The organism is Micromonospora sp. NPDC049060, assembly GCF_040649055.1.
Taxonomy (GTDB): domain Bacteria; phylum Actinomycetota; class Actinomycetes; order Mycobacteriales; family Micromonosporaceae; genus Micromonospora; species Micromonospora reichwaldensis.
Map to the genome: position 1 here is coordinate 17,131 of NZ_JBEZEV010000058.1, position 23,279 is coordinate 40,409.

At 73.4% G+C, this 23,279-nt stretch carries 15 protein-coding genes and 1 pseudogene; 11 read left to right on the plus strand and 5 right to left on the minus strand.

The features are described 5' to 3' along the window. Positions 1-8: 8 nt before the first annotated feature. The gene (locus tag AB0B83_RS20225; RefSeq protein WP_357579487.1) at positions 9-1,460 is read right to left on the minus strand and encodes a VCBS repeat-containing protein; all 1,452 of its coding nucleotides are present in this window, start codon (positions 1,458-1,460) and stop codon (positions 9-11) included. Positions 1,461-1,755: 295 nt separating this feature from the next. Between AB0B83_RS20225 and AB0B83_RS20230 the strand changes: the two genes are divergently transcribed. The 7 genes from AB0B83_RS20230 to AB0B83_RS20260 all read left to right on the plus strand — a co-directional run bounded on the left by AB0B83_RS20230 (position 1,756) and on the right by AB0B83_RS20260 (position 14,160). Continuing rightward, positions 1,756-5,031: a DUF2961 domain-containing protein gene (locus tag AB0B83_RS20230; protein WP_357579488.1), complete on the plus strand. Its 3,276-nt coding sequence runs from the start codon at positions 1,756-1,758 to the stop codon at positions 5,029-5,031. Continuing rightward, positions 5,031-7,154, plus strand: coding sequence for a family 43 glycosylhydrolase (locus AB0B83_RS20235; protein WP_357579489.1), 2,124 nt, complete (start codon positions 5,031-5,033; stop codon positions 7,152-7,154). The genes AB0B83_RS20230 and AB0B83_RS20235 overlap by 1 nt, the downstream gene beginning before the upstream one ends. Positions 7,155-7,275: 121 nt before the next feature. Then, a complete protein-coding gene (locus AB0B83_RS20240) occupies positions 7,276-8,832 on the plus strand; it encodes a sugar ABC transporter ATP-binding protein (RefSeq protein ID WP_357579490.1) in 1,557 nt (518 codons plus the stop codon). Further along, positions 8,829-9,911, plus strand: coding sequence for an ABC transporter permease (locus AB0B83_RS20245; RefSeq protein WP_357579491.1), 1,083 nt, complete (start codon positions 8,829-8,831; stop codon positions 9,909-9,911). The genes AB0B83_RS20240 and AB0B83_RS20245 overlap by 4 nt, the downstream gene beginning before the upstream one ends. Before the next feature lie 26 nt (positions 9,912-9,937). Further along, on the plus strand, positions 9,938-10,939 hold the full coding sequence (locus tag AB0B83_RS20250) for a substrate-binding domain-containing protein (protein WP_357579492.1): 1,002 nt from the start codon (positions 9,938-9,940) through the stop codon (positions 10,937-10,939). 63 nt (positions 10,940-11,002) lie between these two features. Further along, on the plus strand, positions 11,003-12,529 hold the full coding sequence (locus tag AB0B83_RS20255; protein ID WP_357579493.1) for an FGGY family carbohydrate kinase: 1,527 nt from the start codon (positions 11,003-11,005) through the stop codon (positions 12,527-12,529). Next, complete coding sequence (locus AB0B83_RS20260; protein WP_357579494.1) at positions 12,526-14,160, plus strand: fucose isomerase; 1,635 nt, start codon at positions 12,526-12,528, stop codon at positions 14,158-14,160. The genes AB0B83_RS20255 and AB0B83_RS20260 overlap by 4 nt, the downstream gene beginning before the upstream one ends. Before the next feature lie 24 nt (positions 14,161-14,184). Here AB0B83_RS20260 and AB0B83_RS20265 read toward each other — a convergent pair whose 3' ends face one another. Continuing rightward, positions 14,185-15,231, minus strand: coding sequence for a LacI family DNA-binding transcriptional regulator (locus AB0B83_RS20265; protein ID WP_357579495.1), 1,047 nt, complete (start codon positions 15,229-15,231; stop codon positions 14,185-14,187). 638 nt (positions 15,232-15,869) lie between these two features. Between AB0B83_RS20265 and AB0B83_RS20270 the strand changes: the two genes are divergently transcribed. Then, a complete protein-coding gene (locus tag AB0B83_RS20270) occupies positions 15,870-16,166 on the plus strand; it encodes a hypothetical protein (protein WP_357579496.1) in 297 nt (98 codons plus the stop codon). A 16-nt stretch (positions 16,167-16,182) separates the two neighbouring features. Here AB0B83_RS20270 and AB0B83_RS20275 read toward each other — a convergent pair whose 3' ends face one another. Further along, complete coding sequence (locus tag AB0B83_RS20275) at positions 16,183-17,460, minus strand: glycoside hydrolase domain-containing protein (protein ID WP_357579497.1); 1,278 nt, start codon at positions 17,458-17,460, stop codon at positions 16,183-16,185. 103 nt (positions 17,461-17,563) lie between these two features. Beyond that, the gene (locus AB0B83_RS20280; protein WP_357579498.1) at positions 17,564-19,024 is read right to left on the minus strand and encodes an SDR family NAD(P)-dependent oxidoreductase; all 1,461 of its coding nucleotides are present in this window, start codon (positions 19,022-19,024) and stop codon (positions 17,564-17,566) included. 868 nt (positions 19,025-19,892) lie between these two features. Here AB0B83_RS20280 and AB0B83_RS20285 point away from each other — a divergent pair. Both AB0B83_RS20285 and AB0B83_RS20290 read left to right on the plus strand, forming a co-directional pair. After that, complete coding sequence (locus AB0B83_RS20285; protein WP_357579499.1) at positions 19,893-20,993, plus strand: ionic transporter y4hA; 1,101 nt, start codon at positions 19,893-19,895, stop codon at positions 20,991-20,993. 28 nt (positions 20,994-21,021) lie between these two features. Then, positions 21,022-21,816 (plus strand): annotated as a pseudogene (locus tag AB0B83_RS20290) (neutral zinc metallopeptidase); the annotation flags it as partial. A gap of 4 nt (positions 21,817-21,820) precedes the next feature. Here the strand turns inward: AB0B83_RS20290 and AB0B83_RS20295 are convergent. After that, positions 21,821-22,177: a hypothetical protein gene (locus tag AB0B83_RS20295; protein WP_357579500.1), complete on the minus strand. Its 357-nt coding sequence runs from the start codon at positions 22,175-22,177 to the stop codon at positions 21,821-21,823. A 383-nt stretch (positions 22,178-22,560) separates the two neighbouring features. Here AB0B83_RS20295 and AB0B83_RS20300 point away from each other — a divergent pair, with 383 nt between their 5' ends. Next, complete coding sequence (locus tag AB0B83_RS20300; RefSeq protein WP_357579501.1) at positions 22,561-23,226, plus strand: HAD family phosphatase; 666 nt, start codon at positions 22,561-22,563, stop codon at positions 23,224-23,226. Positions 23,227-23,279: the final 53 nt, after the last annotated feature.

The window sequence follows — 23,279 nt, forward strand, 5'->3', positions numbered from 1 at the left end:
TTCGCGGGTCACAGGGTGGTCTCGCCGTTCAGGCCGAAGAAGTCGTGCCACTTGGCGCTGGCGGTGAAGGTGGTGCCGGTGGATAGCGCGACGTGGACGTCGTTGGTGGTGCCTTTGGTGAAGACGATGATGTCGTCCTTGCCGTCGCCGTTGACGTCGGCGAGGTAGGGGAACTCGCCGTTGAGGCAGAAGAAGTCGTGCCACTTGACGGTGGTGCCGGCGAAGGTGGTGCCGGTGGAGGTGGCGGCGTAGACGTCGGCGTTGGTGTTGCAGGTGAAGGTGACGATGTCGTCCTTGCCGTCGCCGTTGATGTCGCCGACGCGGGGGAGTTCGGTGCCGACGGCGAAGAGGTCGTGCCACTTCTGGGGTGCGCCGAAGGCGCTGCCGGTGGAGAGGGCGACGATGACGTCGGAGGCGGTGGCGGGGCCCTGGGTGAAGGTGATGATGTCGTCGCGTCCGTCGCCGTTGACGTCGCCCAGGGCCGGGTACTCGCCGGCGATGGAGAAGTACTCGTGCCACTTCACGGCGGTGCCGGCGAACGAGGACCCGGTGGACAGCGCCACGTAGACGTCGCCGGCCGCGTTGTGGGTGAAGGCGACGATGTCGGCGCGTCCGTCGCCGTTGACGTCGCCGACCGCGCCGATCTCCGCGCCGGGGGCGAACCAATCGTGCCACTTCTGGCCGCCGCCGAAGCTGGTGCCGTTCGACAGCGCCACGTACACGTCGCCGGTGTTGCCGTGCGCGAAGGTGACGACGTCGTCGCGGCCGTCGCCGTCGACGTCGCCGGTCGAGGCGGTCTCGCCGCCGATCGAGAAGAAGTCGTTCCACTTCACCGAGGTCCCGGCGAAGCCGGCGCCCGTGGAGGTGCTCACGTAGACGTCGGCGAGGGCGTTCTGGGTGAAGCTGACGATGTCGTCGCGTCCGTCGCCGCTGACGTCGGTGGCGGACCCGCCGGCGATGGCGTGGGTCCGGGCCGCCTCGTCGAGCAGGGTCCGCGCCTTCGTCGCCACCTGGTCGTAGCGGTCGGGGAAGCCGGAGCGCTGCACGCACTGGGCGACCTGGCCGGCGGTGTAGCGGGGGTTGTTGCGGTCGCAGACGATCGCCCGGGTGACGTACTGGGTGGTGGCGTAGACCGGGTCCATGATCTGCTCCGGCGTGCCCCAGCCGTAGTCCCACCGCTGCTGGAACACCCCGAGCGAGGACTTGTCGCCGCACGGCAGGTTGTTCATGTGCGACTCGACCCAGCCGGCCTCGAACGCGGAGAGCATGACCTTGTCGTTGACGTTGTGGGCGCGGGCGACCCGGTAGACGATCACGCTGATCGTGGGGTCGTGGTTGGCGGGGATGGAGGTGCAGGCCAGCGTGCCGATCGGGGCGTCGGCCTGCGCCGGCGCGGTCGCCACGACCGACGCCAGCGCGGTGCAGAGGCCGACCAGCAGGGCGAGGGGAGTACGTCTCACGATGCTCCTCTGAGTGGTGTCAGCGGTGCGGCGAGCGGTTCCGCCACGGAGGCGCGCTGCCGCCAGGAGGGCCGCCCGGGCTGACGGGTGCGCCGCCGCGTCGACACCTCCCCGTCGGTGGGAAATCGATTGCCGAGGAGTATCGCCAGGCCCCCGACGGCTGTCAATGCGTCCTGGAATCTTCCTTCGGCAACTGAGCGGTGGCGGTAAAGTATTGACATCTCGCGATACCCCCCGGTTAACTCCCGAGCAATCGATTTCTCGCGGCTCCGACGGTCATCCTGGAGGGACATCCATGAAGCCCCACCTTCGCCGCTGGCTGGCTCTGGCCGCGGCGCTGGCGACCGTGATCCCCCCGGCGGCGGCGCACGCCGCCGGGCCCGTCCCGGCCCCGCGCGGTGTCGGGGCGCTCGCCGTCGTCGACGACAAGGGCCCGGTCGGCTGGGACGTCTACCGCCGCCTCGACCGGCTGCCCGAGCTGGCGGCCGGCAGCCGCACCCGGCAGTTCTCCAGCTTCGCCCGGGACGGCTCCAACGACGACGGTTTCGTCGGCACCTACTCGTGTCTCCGCCAGGCCGGCGGCTGCGTCATCGCCGAGGAACGCGGAGCCGGTGAGCTGCAATCGATCTGGTTCACCCGCGACGAGGGCAACGTCAGCGCCACCGGCTGGATCCGCGTCGAGCTCGACGGCGTCACGGTGGTCGACACCAGCCTCCAGCGCCTCGTCGACGGTGGCCTCGGCTCCCCGTTCGTGTGGCCGCTGGTCACCAACGCCGACCAGACCTCCGGCGGGGTCACCGTCAAGGTCCCCATGCCCTACCGCGAGTCCATGCGGATCACCACCCAGTTCAATCCGCTGTTCCACCACGTCACCTACCGCACGTTCGCCGACGCGGTCGGGGTGCCCAGGTTCGACCCCGCCGACCCCGCCGCCGACGTGGTCGAGAAGCTGCGCGCCGCCGGCCAGCGCGACCCGAAGCCGAGCCAGCCGGGCGCGAGCACCAGGACCGCCCGCGTCGACGTCCCGGCGGGCGGGCAGTCGACACTCGCCACGCTCACCGGCCCCGCCGCGGTCACGGCGCTGCGGCTGCGGCTGCCCGACGCCACCGCCACCGCGTCGACGCTGTCGGGCCTGCGGCTGCGGATCACCTTCGACGGGCGCGCCACGGTCGACAGCCCGGTGGGCGAGTTCTTCGGCGCCGGCCTGGGCGAGCGCTCCGTACGCTCGCTGATGTTCGCCATGGACTCCGCACCCGGCGGCTGGTACAGCGCCTGGTGGCCGATGCCGTTCCGCTCCACCGCGACGATCTCGGTCGCCAACACCACCGGCGCCCCCGTCGCCGGCGTCCAGGCGGAGGTGACCACCGCGCCGGGCACCGCCTGGACCGGCGCCCTCGCCCCCGACGGCGCCGCCGGCTACTTCACCACCCAGTCCCGCCGCGCGGAGACGGTCGGGGGCGACGACTGGATCGTCGCCGACCAGGCCGGCCGGGGACGGTTCGTCGGCGTGTCCCAGACCGCCCGCGGCCACATCGTCGGCGGCAACACCCGCAACTACCTGGAGGGCGACGAGCGCGTCCACGTCGACGGCTCGCCCACGCCGCAGATCTACGGCACCGGCACCGAGGACTTCTACGAGTCCGGTTGGTACTTCAACCGCGGCGAGTACAGCGGCGTCTTCACCGGCAACACCGCCCACCTGCTCCGCTCCGGCGGCTGTGCCGACGAGTGCGACGCCATGTACCGGCTGATGATCGGCGACGCGGTGCCCTACGCCACGGCGCTGCGCTTCGGCATCGAGCACGGCCCCGCCAACGACATGCCGGCGACCTACGCCTCGACCGCCTTCCTCTACACCCAGCCGACCGTCGCCCTGCGCCGCACCGACACGCTGGTCACCGGCGACGCCGCCAGCCGCGCCGGGCACGCCTACACCGACTCCGGGACCCAGTACCCGCTGACCGCCGCGTACGAGGGCGACGACGACAACGCTCCAGTCGCCGGCCAGGTGCGCGCCATCGGTGGCGCCGCCAGCTTCCGGCTCGCCGTGGACCCCGCCAACCAGGGCGTACGGCTGCGCCGGCACGGTGACCAGGCCGGCGCGTACCAGCAGGTCGCCGTGTCGGTCGACGGCCGGCCGGCCGGCGTGTGGCGGCAGCCGCTGGGCAACGACCGGCAGCGCTGGCTGGCCGACGAGTTCGTCCTCCCGGCCGCGCTGACCGCCGGCCGCGCGGCGGTCACCGTCACCCTCACCCCGGCGGCCGGTGCACCGGCCTGGACGGCGGCCCGCTACGAGGCCGACAGCATGGTTCCCCCGTTCCTCGACGTCACCGCGCCGGGCGCGGTCACCGGGCTCGGCCTGGCCGGCGGTCGGGTGCACGCCCTCGGCCTGTCCTGGTCGGCGTCGCCGGACGACGTGGGCGTCGCCGGCTACCGGGTCTACGCCTCGCGCAATCCCGGCGTCGCGACCACCCCCGCCAACCTGGTCGGCACGACCCGGACGACCACCTTCCGGCACGGCCCGCTGCCGGCCGGGCAGACCCGCCACTACCGGGTCGTCGCGGTCGACGGCGCCGGCAACGCCTCCGCGCCCTCGGCCGAGGTGTCGGCCACCACCCGCACCCGCAACACCAGCGACGCCAACGGCGACCGCCGCGACGACGCCGTCGCGTTCACCCGGGGCGCCACCGCCGACGTGACCACGTCGGTGTCGGACGGCACCAGGTTCGTGCCGGACAGCCGGAGGTGGAACGACTTCTTCGCCGTCGGCGAGGAGATCCCGTTCACCGGCGACGTCGACGGCGACGGGCGGGCCGACGTCATCACCTTCACCCGGGGCGACAGCGCCGACGTCTACGTGGGGCTCTCCACCGGCACGACGTACGCCGCCGGGGTCAAGTGGCACGACTTCTTCGCCACGGGTACGGAGGTTCCCGCCGTCGGCGACGTCAACGGCGACGGGCGCACCGACATCATCACCTTCACCCGGGGCGCGGCGGCCGACGTGTACGTGGCGCTGTCGACCGGCAGCGGCTTCGGTCCCGGCGTCAAGTGGCACGACCACTTCGCGCTCGGCGACGAGCTGCCGGCGGTGGGCGACGTCGACGGCGACGGGCGCGACGACATCGTGACGTTCACCCGGGGCGCCACCGGCGACGTGTTCGTCTCCCGCTCCGACGGGACGCGGTTCGTCGAGGACGGCTGGAAGTGGCACGACTCGCTCGCGCTAGGCGACCAGCTGCCGGCGCTGGGCGACGTCGACGGCGACGGGCGCGACGACGTGGTGACGTTCACCCGGGGCACCACCGGCGACGTGTTCGTGGCGCTCTCCGACGGCACGCGCTTCGGCGCGCAGGGCGGCAGGTGGCACGACTGGTTCGCGGTGGGCGACGAACTGCCGGGCATCGGCGACTTCAACGGCGACGGAAGGGCGGACCTCGTGACGTACACGCGGGGAACCAGAGCGGACGCGTACGTGGCGCTGTCGACCGGCGGCGGCTTCGGCGCGGGCGTCAGGTGGCACGACCAGTTCGCGCCCGGCACCGACCTGCCCCGCCCGAGCGTGTCGTGATGCGCGCGCCCCGGATGCTCGCGGTGCTCCTGCTCGGCGCCGCCCTGCTGGCCGTCCCGGCCGCGCCGGCCGCCGCCGAGGACGTCGTCCGGGCCGAGGTGGAGTCGCTGACGGTGACCTCGTCGACCGCCCCGGTCGAGGCGCAGGCCAACTGCTGCGGGGTCGCCTGGTCGGCCGGCCGCCAGCTGTGGCTGCGTGCCGCCCGGGCGGGGGACTCGGTCACCGTGGCGCTGCCGCCGGTGTCGGCCGGGCAGTACGACATCGGCGCCGTGCTCACCCGCGCCGCCGACTACGGCACCCTGCGCTTCGCCGTCGACGGGGTGGCCGTCGGTCAGCTCTTCGACGGCTACGCCCCGACCGTGCGGCGCGTCGAGGCCGTACCGCTGGGATCGGCCTCGCTCGACGCCGGCAGCCACCGGCTGACGGTGACGGTGACCGGCCGCTCCGCCTCCTCGACGGGGTTCTTCGCGGGTCTGGACACGCTCACCCTGCGTCGCGTCGGCCCGCTGGCGGCGGTCACCACGACGGCGTACGAGACGATGGGCGAGACGCCGGCGCGGGGGCCGCTGACCCGGGTCTACGACCCGGGCGTGGGGGAGCCGACGGCGTGGTACTACAACGACCACACGATCGTGCGTGACCAGCGGACCGGGCTGTGGCACGCCTTCGCCATCGCCCACGCCGAGCCCGGTGCGCCGCAGGACGAGAAGAGCTTCGGCCACGCCACGGCGCCCACGCCCACCGGGCCGTGGACGAAGCGGCCACCGGCGCTGACGGCCGACCCGTCGAGGGGCGAACAGTGGATCTGGGCGCCCCACGTCGTCCACGACCAGGGCGTCTACTACATGTTCTACGCGGCCGGCAGCCCCGACTACGCGAACTACCGGATGCACCTGGCCACCTCGACCGACCTGTTCACCTGGACCCGCAGCCCGGCCAACCCACTGTTCACCGACGGCTGGGAGGCGCGCGACCCGATGGTGACTCGGGTCGGTGACCGCTGGGTCATGTACTACACGGCGACCTCGAACCCGCAGGGCGGCAACCACGTGGTCGCGTACCGGACCAGCACCGACCTGCGGACGTGGAGCGGCCGGGGCGTGGCGTACGCGTCGCCGCACACCGGCCGGGCCGCCGGGCAGACGGAGTCGCCGTTCGTGGTGCGCCGGGGGGACTGGTGGTACCTCTTCGTCTGCTGCGACGGCACCGACTACGGCGCGGCGTACCGGCGCACCGCCGTCTACCGCAGCCGCGACCCCCTGCGCTTCGACTTCGCGGAGAAGGTGACCGTGCTCGACGCGCACGCCGCCGAGGTCGTGGTGGACGGAAACAACTGGTACCTGAGCCACGCCGGCTGGGGCCAGGGCGGGCTGTGGCTCGCCCCGCTGACCTGGTCCACCCAGGTGGTCGCCCGCGGCTACCAGGTGAGCACCGGCTTTCTGCGCGCCGACGTGCGCACCTGGCCGCACACCCGGATCGCGTCCCTGGCGGTCGACCCGGCCGGCGCGGGGGCCTACCGGCCGGCGTTGGACTCGTCGCACCGGGGCACCGGTCCCTACCTGGCGGTCGGCCGCTTCGACGTCACGGACCGGGCGGGCCCGCCGGCCAGGGTGGACGTCTCCGCCGACGGTTCCCGGATCAACCTGGTCGGCATGCGGATGGGCGACGAGCCGGTCACCGCCGACTGGCTGCTGACCGTGGCGCCCCGCTGGACCGGGCCGGCGCTGCAGAGCGACGTCACCTGGTCGGTGACCGGCCAGACGACGGCGCCGGTCTGGGAGGTGGCGTTCAACGTCGACGGTGCCCTGCCGGCGGTCGGGGATCCCGCCGTGGCGGCCCGGCCGACGGGGGACGTGTCGGGGATGCCGACGTGGTCGATGGCCTCCGGCGCGGATCTGTCCCTCGTGGCCGCCCACCGCTGGGCCTCGGCGTGGCGCGGCGACAACACCTGGTACGACGCCGGCCACGCGATGGCGTCCTGGCAGCCGCTGTGGCGCAACGGGGGCGCCGCGTGGCCACCGGGGTCGTACCCGGGCGGGACGTGGCGGTTCGCCGCCAGCGGGGTGGGGCGGGACACCGCGTTCGCCGAGACCGTGTACGCGGCGGTCAACGCGGTGCCCTGAGGGGCCGCCGGTGCGGGTCGGGCGGCGGGGTGGCGGCCCGGCCCGTACCGGGGGCGTTGACACCACTTCGACGCCCGCCTACGTTTTCAGAAATCGATTTCCGATCTTCCCGGAGGCCAGCGTGAGCGACCAGGTGACCGTCGCCATGTCCGGCATCACCAAGCGCTTCGGCGGCGTCCACGCCCTGCGCGGCGTGGACCTCGTCCTGCGCGCCGGCGAGGTGCACGCCCTGCTGGGGGAGAACGGGGCCGGGAAGTCGACCCTGATCAACATCCTCTCCGGCGTCGTCACCGACCACGACGGGGAGATCTCGATCGGCGGCCGGCCCGCGCGCTTCGCCGGCCCGGCCGCCGCCCAGGCCGCCGGCATCGCCACGATCCACCAGGAACTCGACCTGGTGCCGGCGCTCTCCGTGGCCGAGAACCTGGTGCTCGGCCGGGAACCGCGCACCAGGCTGCGGACGCTCGACCGGCGGGCGATGACCCGCGCCGCCCGGGACTGGCTGGGTCCGCTCGGCGCCCAGATCGACCCGCGCCGGCCCGTCGGTTCGCTGCGCGTCGGCGAGCAGCAGCTCGTCGAGATCGCCAAGGCGCTCTCCCTCGACGCCCGCGTCCTCGTGATGGACGAGCCGACCGCCGCGCTCGCCGACGCCGAGGTGCGGCGGCTGATGTCCACCATCCGCGCGCTGCGCGAGCGCGGCGTGGCCGTCGTCTACATCTCCCACCGCCTCGAGGAGATCGAGCACATCGCCGACCGGGCCACCGTCCTGCGCAACGGCGAGGTGGCCGGCACGCTGCGCCCGGACCGCGCCGACCGGCAGCGGATCATCACGCTGATGGTCGGCCGCCCCGCCGAGGCGCTGTTCAGTGCGGGATCCGCCGGGCCCGCCCGCCCTGCGGGGCCCCCGGTGCTGGAGGTCGACGGCCTCGCCGTACGGCCCCGGGGCACCCGGCCCGGGCGCTGCGAACCCGCCGGCGTCAGCCTGACCGTGCGCGCCGGGGAGATCGTCGGCCTGGCCGGCCTGATGGGGGCGGGCCGCACCGAACTGCTGGAGACCCTGTACGGCGCCGGCCCGCCCGGTCGCCGCAGCGGCCAGGTCCGGCTGGCCGGCCGCCCGTACGCCCCGCGTGGCCCCCGGTCCGCGCTGCGCGCCGGCGTCGGCTTCGTGCCGGAGGACCGCCGCCGCTCCGCCCTGGTGCTCGAGCACCCCGTCGGCCGCAGCATCGTCCTGGCCGCCCTGCGCCGGGTCAGCACCGCCGGGGTCGTCCGCGCCGGGCGCGAGCGGGACGCGGTGCGCCAGCAGGTCGCCGCCCTGGCGATCAAGACGTCGTCGGCCGCCGCGCCGGTCGGCTCGCTCTCCGGCGGCAACCAGCAGAAGGTCGTCTTCGCCCGGCACCTGCTCACCCGCCCCCGCCTGCTGCTGCTCGACGAGCCGACCCGGGGGGTCGACGTCGGCGCCAAGGCGGAGATCTACCGGCTGCTGCGCCGCCTCGCCGACGACGGCATGGGCATCCTGCTCGCCTCGTCGGAGCTGACCGAGCTGACCGGCGTCTGCGACCGGATCGTGGTCCTGCGGCGTGGACGGGCCGTCGCGGAACTCGCGGCCGACGGGTGCACCGGCGAGGACATTCTGACCGCGGCCATGGGCGGCACGGCCGCCGGAGGGGACGACCGATGACCCACCTGCGCGCACCGGACCAGGGGCCCGGCACGCCGCTGGCGCCGGCCGGCGGCGACCCGGCGGCCGGCGTCGGCCGGTGGCGCCGGGCCGGCGGCCGGGGCGACCTCGTCGAGCGGCTCTTCGCCGTGCAGAGCCTCTTCGCGCTGCTGCTGGTGTTCGTGCTGGCCATCGCCGTCTCGCCGCGCCGCGACGGTGAGATCCTCTTCCTGTCCACGGAGAACCTCGGCAACATCGTCCGCGCGGTGTCCGAGATCGGGATCATCGCCATCGGCATGACGTTCGTCGTCCTGCTCGGCGGCATCGACCTCTCCGTCGGCGCCATCCTCGGCCTCTCCGCCGTCGGCACCGCGACGCTGATGGTCGACTCCGGGCTCGGCATCCTGCCCGCCGTCACCGTCGTGCTGCTGATCGGCGCCCTCTTCGGCGCGTTGCAGGGCTACGCGACGGCCCGGCTCGGCATCCAGTCGTTCATCGTCACCCTCGCGGGACTCCAGGTCGCGCGCGGCCTCGCCCGCATCTGGTCGGGCGGGCTCGGCATCCCGATCGCCTACGGCGACGGCCCGCAGGAGGCGCCCCCGGCGTTCGAGATCCTCAACGGCACGATCAACGGGGTGCTGCCCGTCCCGGCGGTGCTGTTCATCGGCATCGGGGTGGCCGCGATCGTCGTGCTGCGCAAGACCGCTTTCGCCCGCCACGTCTACGCCATCGGCGGCAACGAGAAGGCCGCCCGGCTCTCGGGCGTGCCCGTGCTGCGGGTCAAGGTCGCGGTCTTCGCGATCGCGGGCCTGCTCGCCGCGGTCGCCGGCATCATCCACGCCGGACAGCTCAACCAGGGCAGCCCCAACGACGGCGCCGGCTACGAACTCGACGCCATCGCCGCCGTGGTCATCGGCGGCACCAGCCTCGCCGGGGGCACCGGCTCGATGGGTGGCACCCTCGCCGGGGCGCTGCTGCTCGGCATCCTCAACAACATCCTCGCGCTCAACAACATCGACGCCAACGTGCAGCTGCTGATCAAGGGACTGGTGATCGTGGCCGCCGCCGGGCTGCAGAAGCTCCGCCGCAGCATCGTCTGAACCGCCACCGAACAAGGAGCGTCATCATGCGCACCCGTACCGTCCTTCTCGCGCTGCTGTGCACCGGCGCGCTCGTCACCTCCACCGCGTGCAGCGTGGAGAAGCCGTCCGACGGCGGCGACGCCACGGCCGCGAAGTGCGGCGTGGGCAAGGACTTCCTCATCGGCATGTCGCAGGCCAACAACGCCGAGCCCTACCGGCAGGTCATGAACAACGACGTGCAGACGGCGGCGAAGTCCGTCCCCGGGTTCACCGTGGTGGTCGCCGACGCGGCGCAGGACAACAGCAAGCAGGTCGCCGACGTCGAGAACTTCCTCACCCAGAAGATCGACCTGCTGGTCATCTCGCCGAACGAGGCCAAGCCGCTGACCGCGGTGGTGCGCAAGGCGTACGACCGGGGGGTCCCGGTGATCGTGCTCGACCGCAAGGTGGAGGGCGAGGCATACACGGCCTTCATCGGCGGGGACAACGTCGCCATCGGCAGGGCGGCCGGCGAGTTCTACGCCACGACGCTGCTGCCCGCCGGCGGCAAGGTCATCGAGATCGCCGGGCTGCCCGGCTCCACGCCGGCGGCCGAACGCGCCCAGGGCTTCCGGGAGGGCATCGCGGCCAACCCGAAGATCGAGGTTGTCGCCTCCCAGCCGGGGGACTGGCTGCGGGAGAAGGGCCAGTCGGTGGCCGACGCGCTGCTCAAGGCCCACCCCGACGCAGCCGCCGTGTACGCCCACAACGACCCGATGGCCGAGGGCGCGTACCTGGCCGCGAAGGCCGCCGGGCTGCACACGACTGTGAAGTTCACCGGCATCGACGCGCTGCCGGTGCCGTCGGGCGGGATCAAGGCCGTCGAGCAGGGCCGGCTGGCGGCGACCTTCCAGTACGCCACGGGTGGCCGGGAGGCCGTCGACCTGGCCCGCCGGATCCTGGTCGACTGCGCCGAGGACGTCCCGCGTACCACCACCCTCGACACGATGCGCGTCACGAAGGAGAACGCCGCCGAGACGTACGCGAAGCTCGGTGGCGTCGCCTGACCGCCGAGCCGGCGCGGCCCGGCGGGCCACGCCCCGGACCTGGAAGAGCAGGGGAGACCTGGCATGACGGTGGCCGCGGTGCTCGGGGTCGACATCGGCACGTCCAGCAGCAAGGGCGTCCTCGTCGACCTGTCCGGGCGCGTGCTGCGCTCCCGCGTCCGGGAGCACCGGGTGGACCGGCCGCGACCCGGCTGGGTGGAGATGGACGGCCGCGTCTGGTGGGACGAGTTCGTCGCCCTCACCCGTGAGCTGCTCGCCCCCGGCGACGCCCACGTGGTGTCGGTCGGGGCCAGCGGGATGGGGCCGTGCGTGCTGCTCACCGACGCCGCCGGCACGCCCCTGCGCCCGGCCGTCCTCTACGGCGTCGACACCCGGTCCACGCCGCAGATCGCCCGGCTGACCGAGCGCTTCGGCGCGGACGAGATCCTGCGCCGGTGCGGCTCGACGCTGTCGACCCAGGCGGCGGGGGCGAAGGTCGCCTGGGTCGCCGACGCCGAGCCGGAGCTGTTCGCCCGGGCCCGGCGGCTGTTCATGCCGAGCTCCTGGCTGCTCTGGCAGCTGACCGGCCGGTACCTGCTCGACCAGCACTCGGCCAGCCAGTGCACGCCCCTGTACGACAGCGCGGCGCAGACCTGGTACCGCCCCTGGGCCGACGAGATCGCCCCGGGGCTGGAGCTGCCCGAGCTGCGGTGGCCCGGCGACGTGGCGGGGACGGTCACCGCCGGGGCCGCCGCGACCACCGGGCTGCCACCGGGCACCCCGGTCGTGACCGGGACGATCGACGCCTGGTCGGAGGCGGTCAGCGTGGGCGCCCAGGGCGTCGGCGACCTGATGCTCATGTACGGCACCACGATGTTCCTCGTGCACACCGTGCCGCACCCGCTGACCAGCCCGTCGCTGTGGGGCACGGTCGGCGCGCTGCCGGGCACCCGCAACCTGGCCGGCGGCATGGCGACCTCCGGGGCGATCACCGGGTGGCTGCGGGAGCTGTTCGACGCCGCCGACTACCCCGAGCTGCTGCGCCTGGCCGAGCGGTCCGGGCCGGGCGCGCGGGGGCTGCTCATGCTGCCGTTCTTCGCCGGGGAGCGGACCCCCATCCTCGATCCCGACGCCCGGGGCGTCATCGCCGGCCTGACGCTCTCCCACGGGCGCGGCGACATCTACCGTGCGGCGCTGGAGGCGACCGGGCTGGCCGTGCGCCACAACATCGAGACGATCGAGGCGGCCGGCGGCGACATCCGCCGCGTGGTGGCGGTGGGCGGCGGCACCCGGGGCGACCTCTGGACGCAGATCGTCTCGGACGTCACCGGCCGGGCACAGCACATCCCGTCGGTCACCATCGGCGCGAGCTACGGCGCCGCGTTCCTCGCCGCCGGCGCGGTGCAGCGCGTCGACATCCACCGGTGGAACCCGATCCGGGAGGTCCGGGAGCCGCGTCCGGCGCTCGCCGCCGACTACGCGGAGCTGTACGGGCTGTACCGGCAGCTCTACACCGGCTCGAAATCCGTCGCCCACGCGTTGGCCACCCGGCAGACGCGTTTCGCGACCCAGCCAGGTACCGCCGAGCCAGTGGAGGAAGTCAACCCGTGAGCAACTACACCATGCCGGTGCTGGTCGACCCGCCGGCCGCCGCCCCCCGGACGGTCTACACGGTCGCCAGCGGCGACCTGCGGCCGGCCGCCAACGTCACCGGTTGGCCGACCCAGCAACGCCTGGAGGCGGACCTCGCCGACGCGGTGACCGCCCTGGGCTGGCGGACCCGGCGGGCCCATCCGGTGGACGCCGGCGCGGGCCACGGCTTCATCGACAGCCAGCGCGCCGGCATCGAGGTCTTCCAGGGGATCCCGGTCGACGCCCCGCTCGTCGTCGTGGAGGCGGTGTGGCAGTACAGCCACCACGTGCTGGCCGGGCTGCGCGCCCACCGGGGCCCGATCCTGCTCGTGGCGAACTGGAGCGGGGAGTTCCCCGGCCTGGTGGGCCTGCTGAACCTCGCCGGCAGCCTCACCAAGGCGGGCGTGCGGTACTCGGCGCTGTGGAGCGAGGACTTCACCGACGAGTGGGCGCGCGACGGGCTGAAGGCCTGGCTGGAGACCGGCGAGGTGGTCCACGACGAGAGCCACGTGCGGGACCTGCCGCCGTTGCCGCCCGACCCCGAGGTGGCGCTCGGCGTGGCGCTGGCCCGCCAGCTGCGGCGCCGGCCGGCCGTCGTCGGCGTCTTCGACGAGGGCTGCATGGGCATGTACAACGCGATCATCGACGACGAGCTGCTCAACCCGCTCGGCGTCTACAAGGAGCGGCTGTCGCAGAGCGCGCTGGTCGCGGAGATGTCGCGGGTGAGCGACGCGGAGGCACACGCAGTGCGGGCGTGGCTCGACGCCGCCGGCATGACCTTCCACACCGGCACGGACGAGGCCACCGAACTGACCGACGCCCAACTGCACAGCCAGTTCAAGATGTACGTCGCCGCGCTGCGCATCGCCGACGACTTCGGCCTGGACGCGGTCGGCATCCAGTACCAGCAGGGGCTCAAGGACACCGTGCCGGCGAGCGACCTGGCCGAGGGGCTGCTCAACGACGTGTCCCGGCCGCCGGTCACCAGCCGGGACGGCACGCGCGAACTCTACGCGGGACGGGCCCTGCCGCACTTCAACGAGGTCGACGAGGGTGTCGCGGTGGACTCGCTGGTCACCAACCGGATCTGGACCGCGATGGGGATGGACCCGGCCACCACCCTGCACGACATCCGCTGGGGGCAGTCGTACGGGCCGGACTTCGTCTGGGTGTTCGAGATCTCCGGCTCGGTGCCCGCCTCGCACAACGGCGGCTACGACCGGTCGTACAGCATGCGACAGCCGCCGATGTACTTCCCGCTGGGCGGCGGTACCCTCAGCGGCGTCTCCCGGCCGGGCGAGATCGTCTGGTCGCGGATCTTCATCATGGACGGGGTGCTGCACGCCGACCTGGGCCGGGGCACCGTGGTCGAGCTGCCGGCCGCCGAGACGCAGCGTCGGCTGCGGGCCACCACGCCGCAGTGGCCGATCATGCACGCCGTGCTGCACGGCGTGGGCCGCGACCAGTTGATGGCCCGGCACAAGGCCAACCACGTCAACGTGGTCTACGCCGACGACGCCGACGCCGCCGACCGTGCCCTGCGGGTCAAGGCCGCGATGCTCGACGCGATGGGGGTGCGGGTGCACCTGTGCGGCGACGTGGCGCTGTGACCGGGCGGGTGTCCCGCCGCCGGCTCACCGGGCCCGGGCGGGCCCACCCGCGCCTGCCGCGGGCTGTCCGTCCGGCAGGGACCGGACCGAACTCTCGCGGGTCCGCAGGGTCGTCCGCAGGGTGATGGTCGAGGACGCCTTCGCGGGGTTGGCGATCCGCTCGGTGAGCAGCGACGCCGCGGCCCGCCCCAGGTCGTACGTGGGCTGCGCGACGGTGCTCAGCGAGGGCCGCACCAGGTGGGCCCAGGGAATGTCGTCGAACCCGACCACGCCGCACCGGGTGGGCACGGCGATGCCCCGGTCGACCAGGCACTCCACCGCGCCCACCGTCATCAGGTTGTTGGTGACGAAGACCGCGTCCGGCGGCTCGGCCGCGTTCAGCAGGGACGCCATGGCCCGGTAGCCGCCGTCCTCCCGGAAGTCGGCGTACCGGACCAGGTCCTCCGGCGCGCTCCGGCCGGCCGCGCGCAGGGCCTGCTGGTATCCGCGTAGCCTCTGGACGGCGGTGGAGATCCGACGTGGTCCCGTGACACAGGCGATCCGGCGGTAGCCGCTGTCGATCAGGTGGGCGGTGGCCGTCTCGGCGCCGTGGACGTTGTCGACGAGCACGGTGTCCACGGCCACCCCGTGCGGCTGCCGGTCGATGGCCACGACCGGCATCCCGGCCTCGGTGAGCCGGTTGATCAGGGCCGGTCGTCCCGATGGCGAGATGATCACGCCGGCCATCCGTTCGGCCAGGGCCGCCGTCACGTAGCGGGTCTCCTTTTCGGGATCCTCGTCGCCGTTGCACAGGACCACGGAGAAGCCCGCCTCCTGCGCCACGTCCTCGATGCCGCGCACCAGCGAGGTGAAGAACGGGTTGCCGATGTCGGAGATGATCACCGCCCAGAGACTGGTGCGTTGCCGGCGCAGGCTGCGGGCCACCGCGTTGGGCCGGTAGTCCAGGTCGAGCACCACCTGGCGTACCCGCGCGGCCAGGTCCGGATCCACCGACGAGTGCCCGTTGAGCACCCGGGACACCGTCGACGCCGAGACCTCGGCCACCCGGGCCACGTCGTAGATGGTCGTCATGCGGTCGTCCCCTGTCGGTGTCTCGCGCCCGATACCGCACCGGACCCCCGGATACGACCGCACGAGCACCACCGTCCGTTGCGGCCCACCGCCCGAGAGTGGTCGGCCCTGAGATCCTATATGGCAGGGAATCGATTTCTTGAGCGTCGTGGCCGCGCGCCGGGAAGGTGTCGTCCGCCTGCCGCGTACGGCGCTGCGCCACATCGGCCGGCGGCGCGCGTACCGCCGGCCGGTCCGGTCGCCGGGGGCGGGAAGCCACCCGGTGACCGGACCTGGACGCGGCGGTGGTGTCGACGTCGCCCCGGCGTCAGCCGCAGGAGGCGGCGCGGCAGGTCACCTCGATCTCGTAGAGCCGGGCCTGCCGGTCCCGGCTGGCGAGGACGTCGAGGCGGACCGCGGTCGCGCGACCTGTCCCTGGTGGCCCTCGGCGATCCCACCCGGCAGGCCGAGACCGACCTCGACTTCACGGGCTTCCACATCGCCCGCAGGGAGATGGGCTGGCAGGCTGTCGAGGTGCGCGATGGCATCCTGTACGGCCGCGACAGCGACCACCGGCGCCTGCTGCCCTGCACTGGTCGAGGGCGAGACCCTCGGGCCCCCGGTGACCGGCCGGGCGTGACCGACCACCGGAGGGCGCCGTGGGCGGGGCGCGGGACGTGACGCCGAGCGGCGCAGACGACCTCGCGGGGGACACCGCCCGGACCATCGGGCTGGCGAGCCGGATCCTGCTCGCCTACTTCGACGACGACATGGGCCAGGTCGCCGCCCTGGTCAACCCCCGGCCGCAGGAGGCGGTCGAGGCGCTGATCATCCTGGCCCAGTCGGCGATGGTGCAGGCCACCGGCGGGCCCGCCGAGGCGATCGCCAGGCTGCGCGAGTTCGCCGTACGGGCCGAGATCGAACTGGGCGAGAACTACCCGGATCGACGGCGCTGACCCGGCAGCCGTACGGTCAGGCGCGGGTGATGCGTACGGCGTCGGCGATCACGTAGCCGCTGCCGCTGGTCCAGCGGCTCACCCCGACCTTGTTGCCGTCGCCGGCCGCGAGCGTGAAGACCCCGATCGACACCCACCGTCCGCCGTTGACGCGCTGGTCGACCGTCACCGACCGGTTGCCCGAGGCGGTGGCGACGACGTACGGCGTCTGGGCGTTGTATCCGGGGTCGGCGGGGTACCAGACCGAGATCTCGTAGGTCCCCGTCTCGGGGATGTTCGCCCGGTACCAGGCGACGTCGCTGGCCGAGGTCGGGTTCGCGAACCGGTAGTCGGTGCCGAAGCGCTGCCCGGAGTACGACGAGGTGCTCCAGTTGGTGCCCGCCGTGAACCGGCCGGACGTGGTGTTGTCGATCGTGGTGGTCCACTGCTGCGGGGGCGGCTGCTGCGACGTGCTCACGTCCAGGTAGTTGCGGTCGATCTTCATCGTCACGCCGCCCCAGGTCTCCGTGACGTCCCCGGCGTACTGGTGCAGCCGCTGGTGGTTCGCGTAGTAGGCGTCGGAGCAGTAGCTCCCGGCGTCGGTGTCGGCCACGCCGTTCCACCAGGCGATCCAGATCTGGTCCAGCCTGGTGTAGCTCGCGTTGTTGTACTCCAGGCAGACGTCCCTGATGCCCGAGGATCCGCTGGAGTACATGCCGGCCAGGTAGCCCTTGGTGTGCAACCGCTCGACCCACCCGGACAGGAACGACAGCACCGCGGCGCGGCACGACGCGGTCGTCGGGTAGTGCTCGATGTCGTTGTAGATGGTGCTGCCGGCGCCGATGCCCAGCGCCTGCGCGGCGCTGGCGGCGCTGTCGGCGGCGGTGCGGCCCTGCGAACGCGCGGTGGCGGGGTCGGCGGACATCTTCGGCGCGCGGGTGCCGCAGGGCGCCTGGTAGCCGAGTTCGATGGGGATGAGCCGCCAGCCGTTGGCGACCTGGTTGGTGACCCAGGTCGCCGTCAGGTTGGGCTGCGCACAGGTGCGGCTGGCCCCGCTGATGTAGATGCCCACCGCGCGGTACGGCGAGCTGGCCCGCCAGGCGTTCATCGCCGACTGCGACGGGGCGGTGCAGGTGTCGAAGCCCTTGCCGACGAAGGTGCCGGGCTGCGGACCGACGGTGGACACCGCCACGGACTGCGGCTGCGGCTGCGGCTGCGGGGCCGGCGCCGACTCGGCCACGGCCGCCGAGCCGAGCGTGATGGTGAGCCCCGCCGCGGTGGCGAGGCCCAGCAGCCAGGTGGTGGTCCTTCTCATCCCGGTCTCCCCCGAAGGTTTTCTTGCACGAGGTTGAAGTCAGTGAAGAACTTTTACACACCCATCGAAGGTTGGCAATAGTGCCAGATTGGTGACGCGTCGGTTACCAGGCGCAGGGCGCGTAGTCCTTAAGGAAGCAGCCGTACAGGTCCTCGCCCTGCTCGCCGCGGACGATCGGGTCGTACACCCGGGCCGCGCCGTCGACCAGGTCCAGCGGGGCGTGGAAACCGGCATCCGCCAGCCGCATCTTCGTCGGGTGGGGTCGCTCGTCGGTGATCCAGCCGGTGTCCACGCTGGTCATCAGGATGCCGTCGGTCAGCATCTCCTGGGCGCTGGTGCGCGTCAGCATGTTCAGCGCCGCCTTGGCCATGTTGGTGTGCGGGTGCCCCGGCCCCTTGTAGCCGCGGCCGAACTGGCCCTCCATCGCCGACACGTTCACCACGTACTTGCGGCGGGCCTTCGCCGCGGCCATCACCGGCCGCAGCCGACTGACCAGTACGAACGGGGCCGTCACGTTGCACAGCTGCACTTCCAGCAGCTCGACCGGGTCGACCTCCTGCACCCGCTGCACCCAGCTGTTGACCGGGTCGAGGTCCGGCACCAGGCCACCGGCGTCGATGGCGGTGGCCGCCGCGATCCGTTCCGGCGAGGCGGAGCCGCTGGTCAGCGCGAGGGCGGTGAGCGCGTGCGGGGTGAGCGGGGTCGACTGCGGCGAGGCGGTCAGGCCGCCCGCCGTCTCGCCCCGCCCGGCCGGCTTGGCGAACGTGACGATCTCCGGCAGGGGGCCCTCGGGCAGGGCCGCCGCCTCCGCGGCGACGAGCTGCGCGTACGCCCCGGGGCTGCGCCGCACGGTCTGCGCCGCGTTGTTGATCAGGATGTCGAGGGGGCCCTGGTCGCTGACCGAGTCGGCGAGCGCGATCACCTGGGCGGGGTCGCGCAGGTCGATCCCGACGATCCGCAGGCGGTGCAGCCACTCCCCGCTGTCGGGCATCGCCGCGAACCGGCGCACCGCGTCGTGCGGGAACCGCGTGGTGATCGTGGTGTGCGCGCCGTCGCGCAGCAGCCGCAACGCGATGTACATGCCGATCTTCGCCCGGCCGCCGGTGAGCAGCGCGCGCCGGCCGGTCAGGTCGGTACGGGCGTCGCGGCGCTCCCGGTTGAGCGCCGCGCAGGACGGGCAGAGCTGGTGGTAGAAGGCGTCCACCTCGCGGTAGCGCTGCTTGCAGACGTAGCAGCCGCGCGGATTGTGCAGGAAGCCGGCCGTCGTGCCCTCGGTGGGGGAGGCGAGCGGGATCCCCTGGGTCTCGTCGTCGATCCGGCCCGGCGCGCCGGTGGCGGTGGCCGCCGTCACCGCGCGGTCGGCCGCCGCGATGGCGTCCCGCCGCTCCTCGCGCCGGCGCTGCTTGATCACCTTGTAGAGCCGCGCGGTGGCCCGCTGCACGCGTACCACGTCGGGATGATCGGGAGGCAGGTCCTCCAACGCCTCGAAGACGCTGAGACAGGTCTCCAACTGGCTCCGGTCGATGCCGTCGTGGCCGGTTTCGGTGATGTTGTCCGCCGTCATGCCGTCGCTGTCTCGTCCCGTTTCCGCGCCGTGTCTTCCCGGCCCACGCCAAGTCCGACCCGGAACTGTACGTCACCGCCCGGCTGCCGGCGCATCCCGCGCCCGTCGACCGGCCGGGGCCCGCGCTCGGGCGGACGATCCGCGCGCCCCGGCCCGCGCCTGCCCGCGGGTGAACGACGACGGCCGTACGGCGAACGCCTCCGCCCTCACCCGCGCCGACGGGACGGGCGCTCGTGTTCGATGCCGGCGGGCGGGCGCCGCCCGGTCACGCCGGGCCGGCGCCGTGCCTGCCCGGGCGCGGGCGGCGCTCCCCGTCCTCACCGCGTCGCGGCTGCCGGTGACGCCGTCCGCTTGTCCCGGGCAGCCGCGCCGCCGGGGACCGGTACCCCGCCGGTGCCCGCATCGGCGAACGCGCTGTCCCCGAGGCCCGGAACACCAGCGACCGCCGCGTTGTTCGCGGCGCGGCGGCGGCGGGCCCGTACGACGGCTGCCGCCGCCACCATCGCCGCCAGGGACATCGCTGCCGCCTGTAGCAGCGGCACCCTCCTGCTGCGTCGACGCCTCATGCGCACTACCCCTCTCAGTTCCGAGTCCGACCTTGTTCACATCGTGGGGACACCGCGGCGGCGGCGAGGGACGATTCGCCGCAATCGACACAATCGGGTCATGCTGTCGCCCTCGAAGACCTGACCGTGGAAGGCGACGCCTCTGAAGCAGTGGCTGTACCTCGCTGGCGCCATCGGCCTGGAAGTGAGCGGGACCCTCGCGTTGCGGGCGGCAAACGACCATCCCGCGTGGATCGCGTGGTTGCCGGACCCGGACTGACGGTCCGGGGCCGGATGATCGTCGCCTCTGCGAAGGTGGGGGCATGGCCGCGCTGTTCCGCACCCGTCTGACCGACTGGACCGTCGTCACGCCGCTGCTGGCGATCCTGGTGTTGATCCTGACCTGGGGGCGCGACCTGTCCGGTCCTGTCGTGGTCGTGGTGGCCGTGTTGCTGGCGGGCGCGGTGCTGGCCGCCGTGCACCACGCCGAGGTGGTCGCCCATCGGGTGGGGGAGCCGTACGGCTCGCTCGTGCTCGCCGTGGCCGTCACCGTCATCGAGGTCGCCCTGATCGTCACGCTCATGATCAGCGGTGGCGAGAAGACGCAGTCCCTCGCGCGCGACACCGTCTTCGCCGCCGTCATGATCACCTGCAACGGCATCCTCGGGCTGTCGTTGTTCATCGGGGCGCTGCGCCGCCGGGTGGCGGTGTTCAACTCCGAGGGCACCGGCGGGGCGTTGGCCACCGTGGCGACCCTCGCCGCCCTGAGCCTCGTGGTGCCGACCTTCACCACCGGCCAGCCGGGCCCGCAGTTCACCTCCGCGCAGCTCGCCTTCGCCGCCGTGGTCTCGCTCGCCCTCTACGGCCTGTTCGTCATGGTGCAGACCGGCCGCCACCGCGACTACTTCCTGCCCGTCAACAGCCAGGGCCGGGTGCTCGACGCGGAGGGACACGCCGAGCCGCCGTCGGACCGGGCCGCCCTGCTCAGCCTCGGCCTGCTGCTGGTGGCACTGGTCGCCGTGGTGGGCGACGCCAAGTCGGTGTCCCCGGCGATCGAGTCCGCCGTCGCCGGGGCCAACCTGCCCCCGTCGTTCGTCGGCGTGATCATCGCGCTGCTGGTGCTGTTGCCCGAGACGATCGCCGCCGCGCGGGCCGCCCGCCGCGACCGCGTGCAGATCAGCCTGAACCTGGCCCTGGGCTCGGCCATGGCCAGCATCGGGCTCACCATCCCCGCGATAGCGATTGCGTCGATCTGGTTGGAGGGCCCGCTGCTGCTCGGCCTCGGCGGCACCCAGGTGACCCTGCTCGCCCTCACCGTCGTCACCAGCGTGCTGACCGTGGTGCCGGGGCGGGCCACCGTGCTCCAGGGCGGCGTGCACCTGGTGCTGCTCGCCGCCTTCGTCTTCCTCGCCGCCAGCCCCTGACCGCCCGCCGGTCGCATGGCGGACCCGCCGCCGGGGTACTGGACGTGGTGAAGCCGACGCCGGGGAGGGCACTGTGACGACGCGCGTGCAGGGCCGGTCGCGAAGCGCGCTGGCCGGCCTGCTGGTGGCCCTCGTCGCGGCGGCCGGGTGCGTGGTCGGTGGGGTGTCCGAGCCCGAGGGGCAGGAGCCCGCCCCGCCGCGGCCCGACGCCCCGGCCTCGCCCGGCGCCGGGCAGACCCGGGCCGACGGCACCACAAGCGTCGCGGAGTTCCGGCAGGACGTCGCCGACGCGCAGAGCATCGCCGAGCAGTACTGGGCTGCCCAGTTCCGTGCCTCGGGGCAGCGCTTCCGCCCGATCAGCCGGATCGTCCCGTACCAGCGCGCCGGGGAGGTCTCCTGCGGCGGGCAGCCGCTGCCGCGCAACAACGCCGTCTACTGCTCGGCCGGCGACTTCATCGCCTACGACGTGAGATGGTCGGTGGGCGCGTTCCGCCAGGTCGGCGACGCGTTCGTGTTCTACCTGCTCGGCCACGAGTACGCGCACGGCATCCAGGCCCGGCTCGGCATCCGCCACTCCTACACCATCCAGCAGGAGTTGCAGGCCGACTGCATGGCCGGGGCGTACCTCGGCGACTCGGTGCGCTCGAAGGCACTGGGGCTCGCCGACGGCGACCTGGAGGAGTTCCGCGAGGGGCTGCTGGCCGTCGGCGACGCACCCGACCAGCCCTGGTTCGCCGAGGGCGCGCACGGCACCGCCGAGCAGCGCACCGAGTCGTTCTTCCGTGGCTACGAACGGTCCCTGGCCGCCTGCGGCCTCACCTGAGCGGTCAGAACTCGCCCCACCACTGCCGCACCCACACCGAGGCCCCGCCGCCGTTGTCGCCGAGGTTCGGGTCGTTGAAGGAGAAGACCAGCCGCGACGGCGCACCGGCGTTGTAGTAGAGCATGCAGGCGCTGTCGGCGCCGACGGGGAACCACCGGCCCGAGCCGTAGATCAATCCGGTGCTGAGCACCAGCATGGAACCCGAGGTGACCTTCGCGATCAGGGCGTACCGGGGCGCGTCCGGCGCGGGCCAGCCGCTGCCTGCCAGCGGCAGCTCACCGGCGATCGACTTCTGGGTGCCCCAGTGGTCGATGCGGACCCGGCCCAGGGCGGACACCCGGAACACGTCCCGGTCGACCATGCCCACCGGCGTCGGCCACGCGGTGTGTCACGTTGCCCGGTGCGAACCAGTCCCGCTCGTCGGCGTGCTGGGGGGTCTCCAGGTCGTAGCAGCGCTCCAGCGGCAGGCTCGCGGCGGCGGCCGGCACCGCCGGCCAGATCGCGGCGGCGGCGGCCAGCAGGATCAGGGTGCACCGGGTGACCAGGGATCTGACGCGCACGGCGACCTCCGGGCGAGGGACCGCCGTGGATGGCGGCCGGTTGTCCCGAGTCTTGCGCCCGCGCGTAACCCGTCGGCCACGTCACCCCGCAGCACCTGGGCGCGCGCCGGCGGCGTGGTGGCTGAGAGGATCCCGGGGTACGCACCCGAGGGAGGACCCGCTGAACAGCCACCACCCCGCCGCCGTGCTCTTCGACATGGACGGCACCCTGGTCGACAGTGAGAAGCTGTGGGACGTCGCGCTGCACGAGCTGGCGGCGGAGTACGGCGGCACCCTGTCCGATCCGGCCCGCAAGGCGATGATCGGCTCCAGCATGGCCGTGTCGATGCGCCTCCTGCACGACGACCTGGGCCAGCCGGGGCGCGACCCGCAGGCCAGCGCGGCGTGGATCAACGCCCGGATCCTGGAGCTGTTCCGCACCGGGCTGCGCTGGCGTCCCGGCGCGCTGAACCTGCTGCGGGCCGTCCGGGCGGCGGGCATCCCGACGGCGCTGGTGACCTCCAGCGGCCGGCCTCTGGTGGAGGAGGCGCTGGACACCCTCGGGCGCGACAGCTTCGACGCGGTCGTCTGCGGCGACGAGGTCGAGGCGGCCAAGCCGCACCCGGAGCCGTACCTGACCGCCGCCCGGCTGCTCGGCGTGCCGATCGCCCGCTGCGTGGCGATCGAGGACTCGCCCACGGGGGTGGCCAGCGCGCTCGCCGCCGGCGCGGCGGTGCTGGCCGTACCGGCGGAGGTGCCGATCGGGCCGCTGGACGGCGTACACCAGCTGGAGAGCCTGACCGGCGCGGACCTGGAGCTGCTGGCCGCCCTGCTCGGCGCGCCGCCGCCCGGCATCGAGTACGACCCATAGCCGGCCGCCCGGTCCGCAGCCGGCCCGGCGACGGCGAGCGCGATCGAGATCGC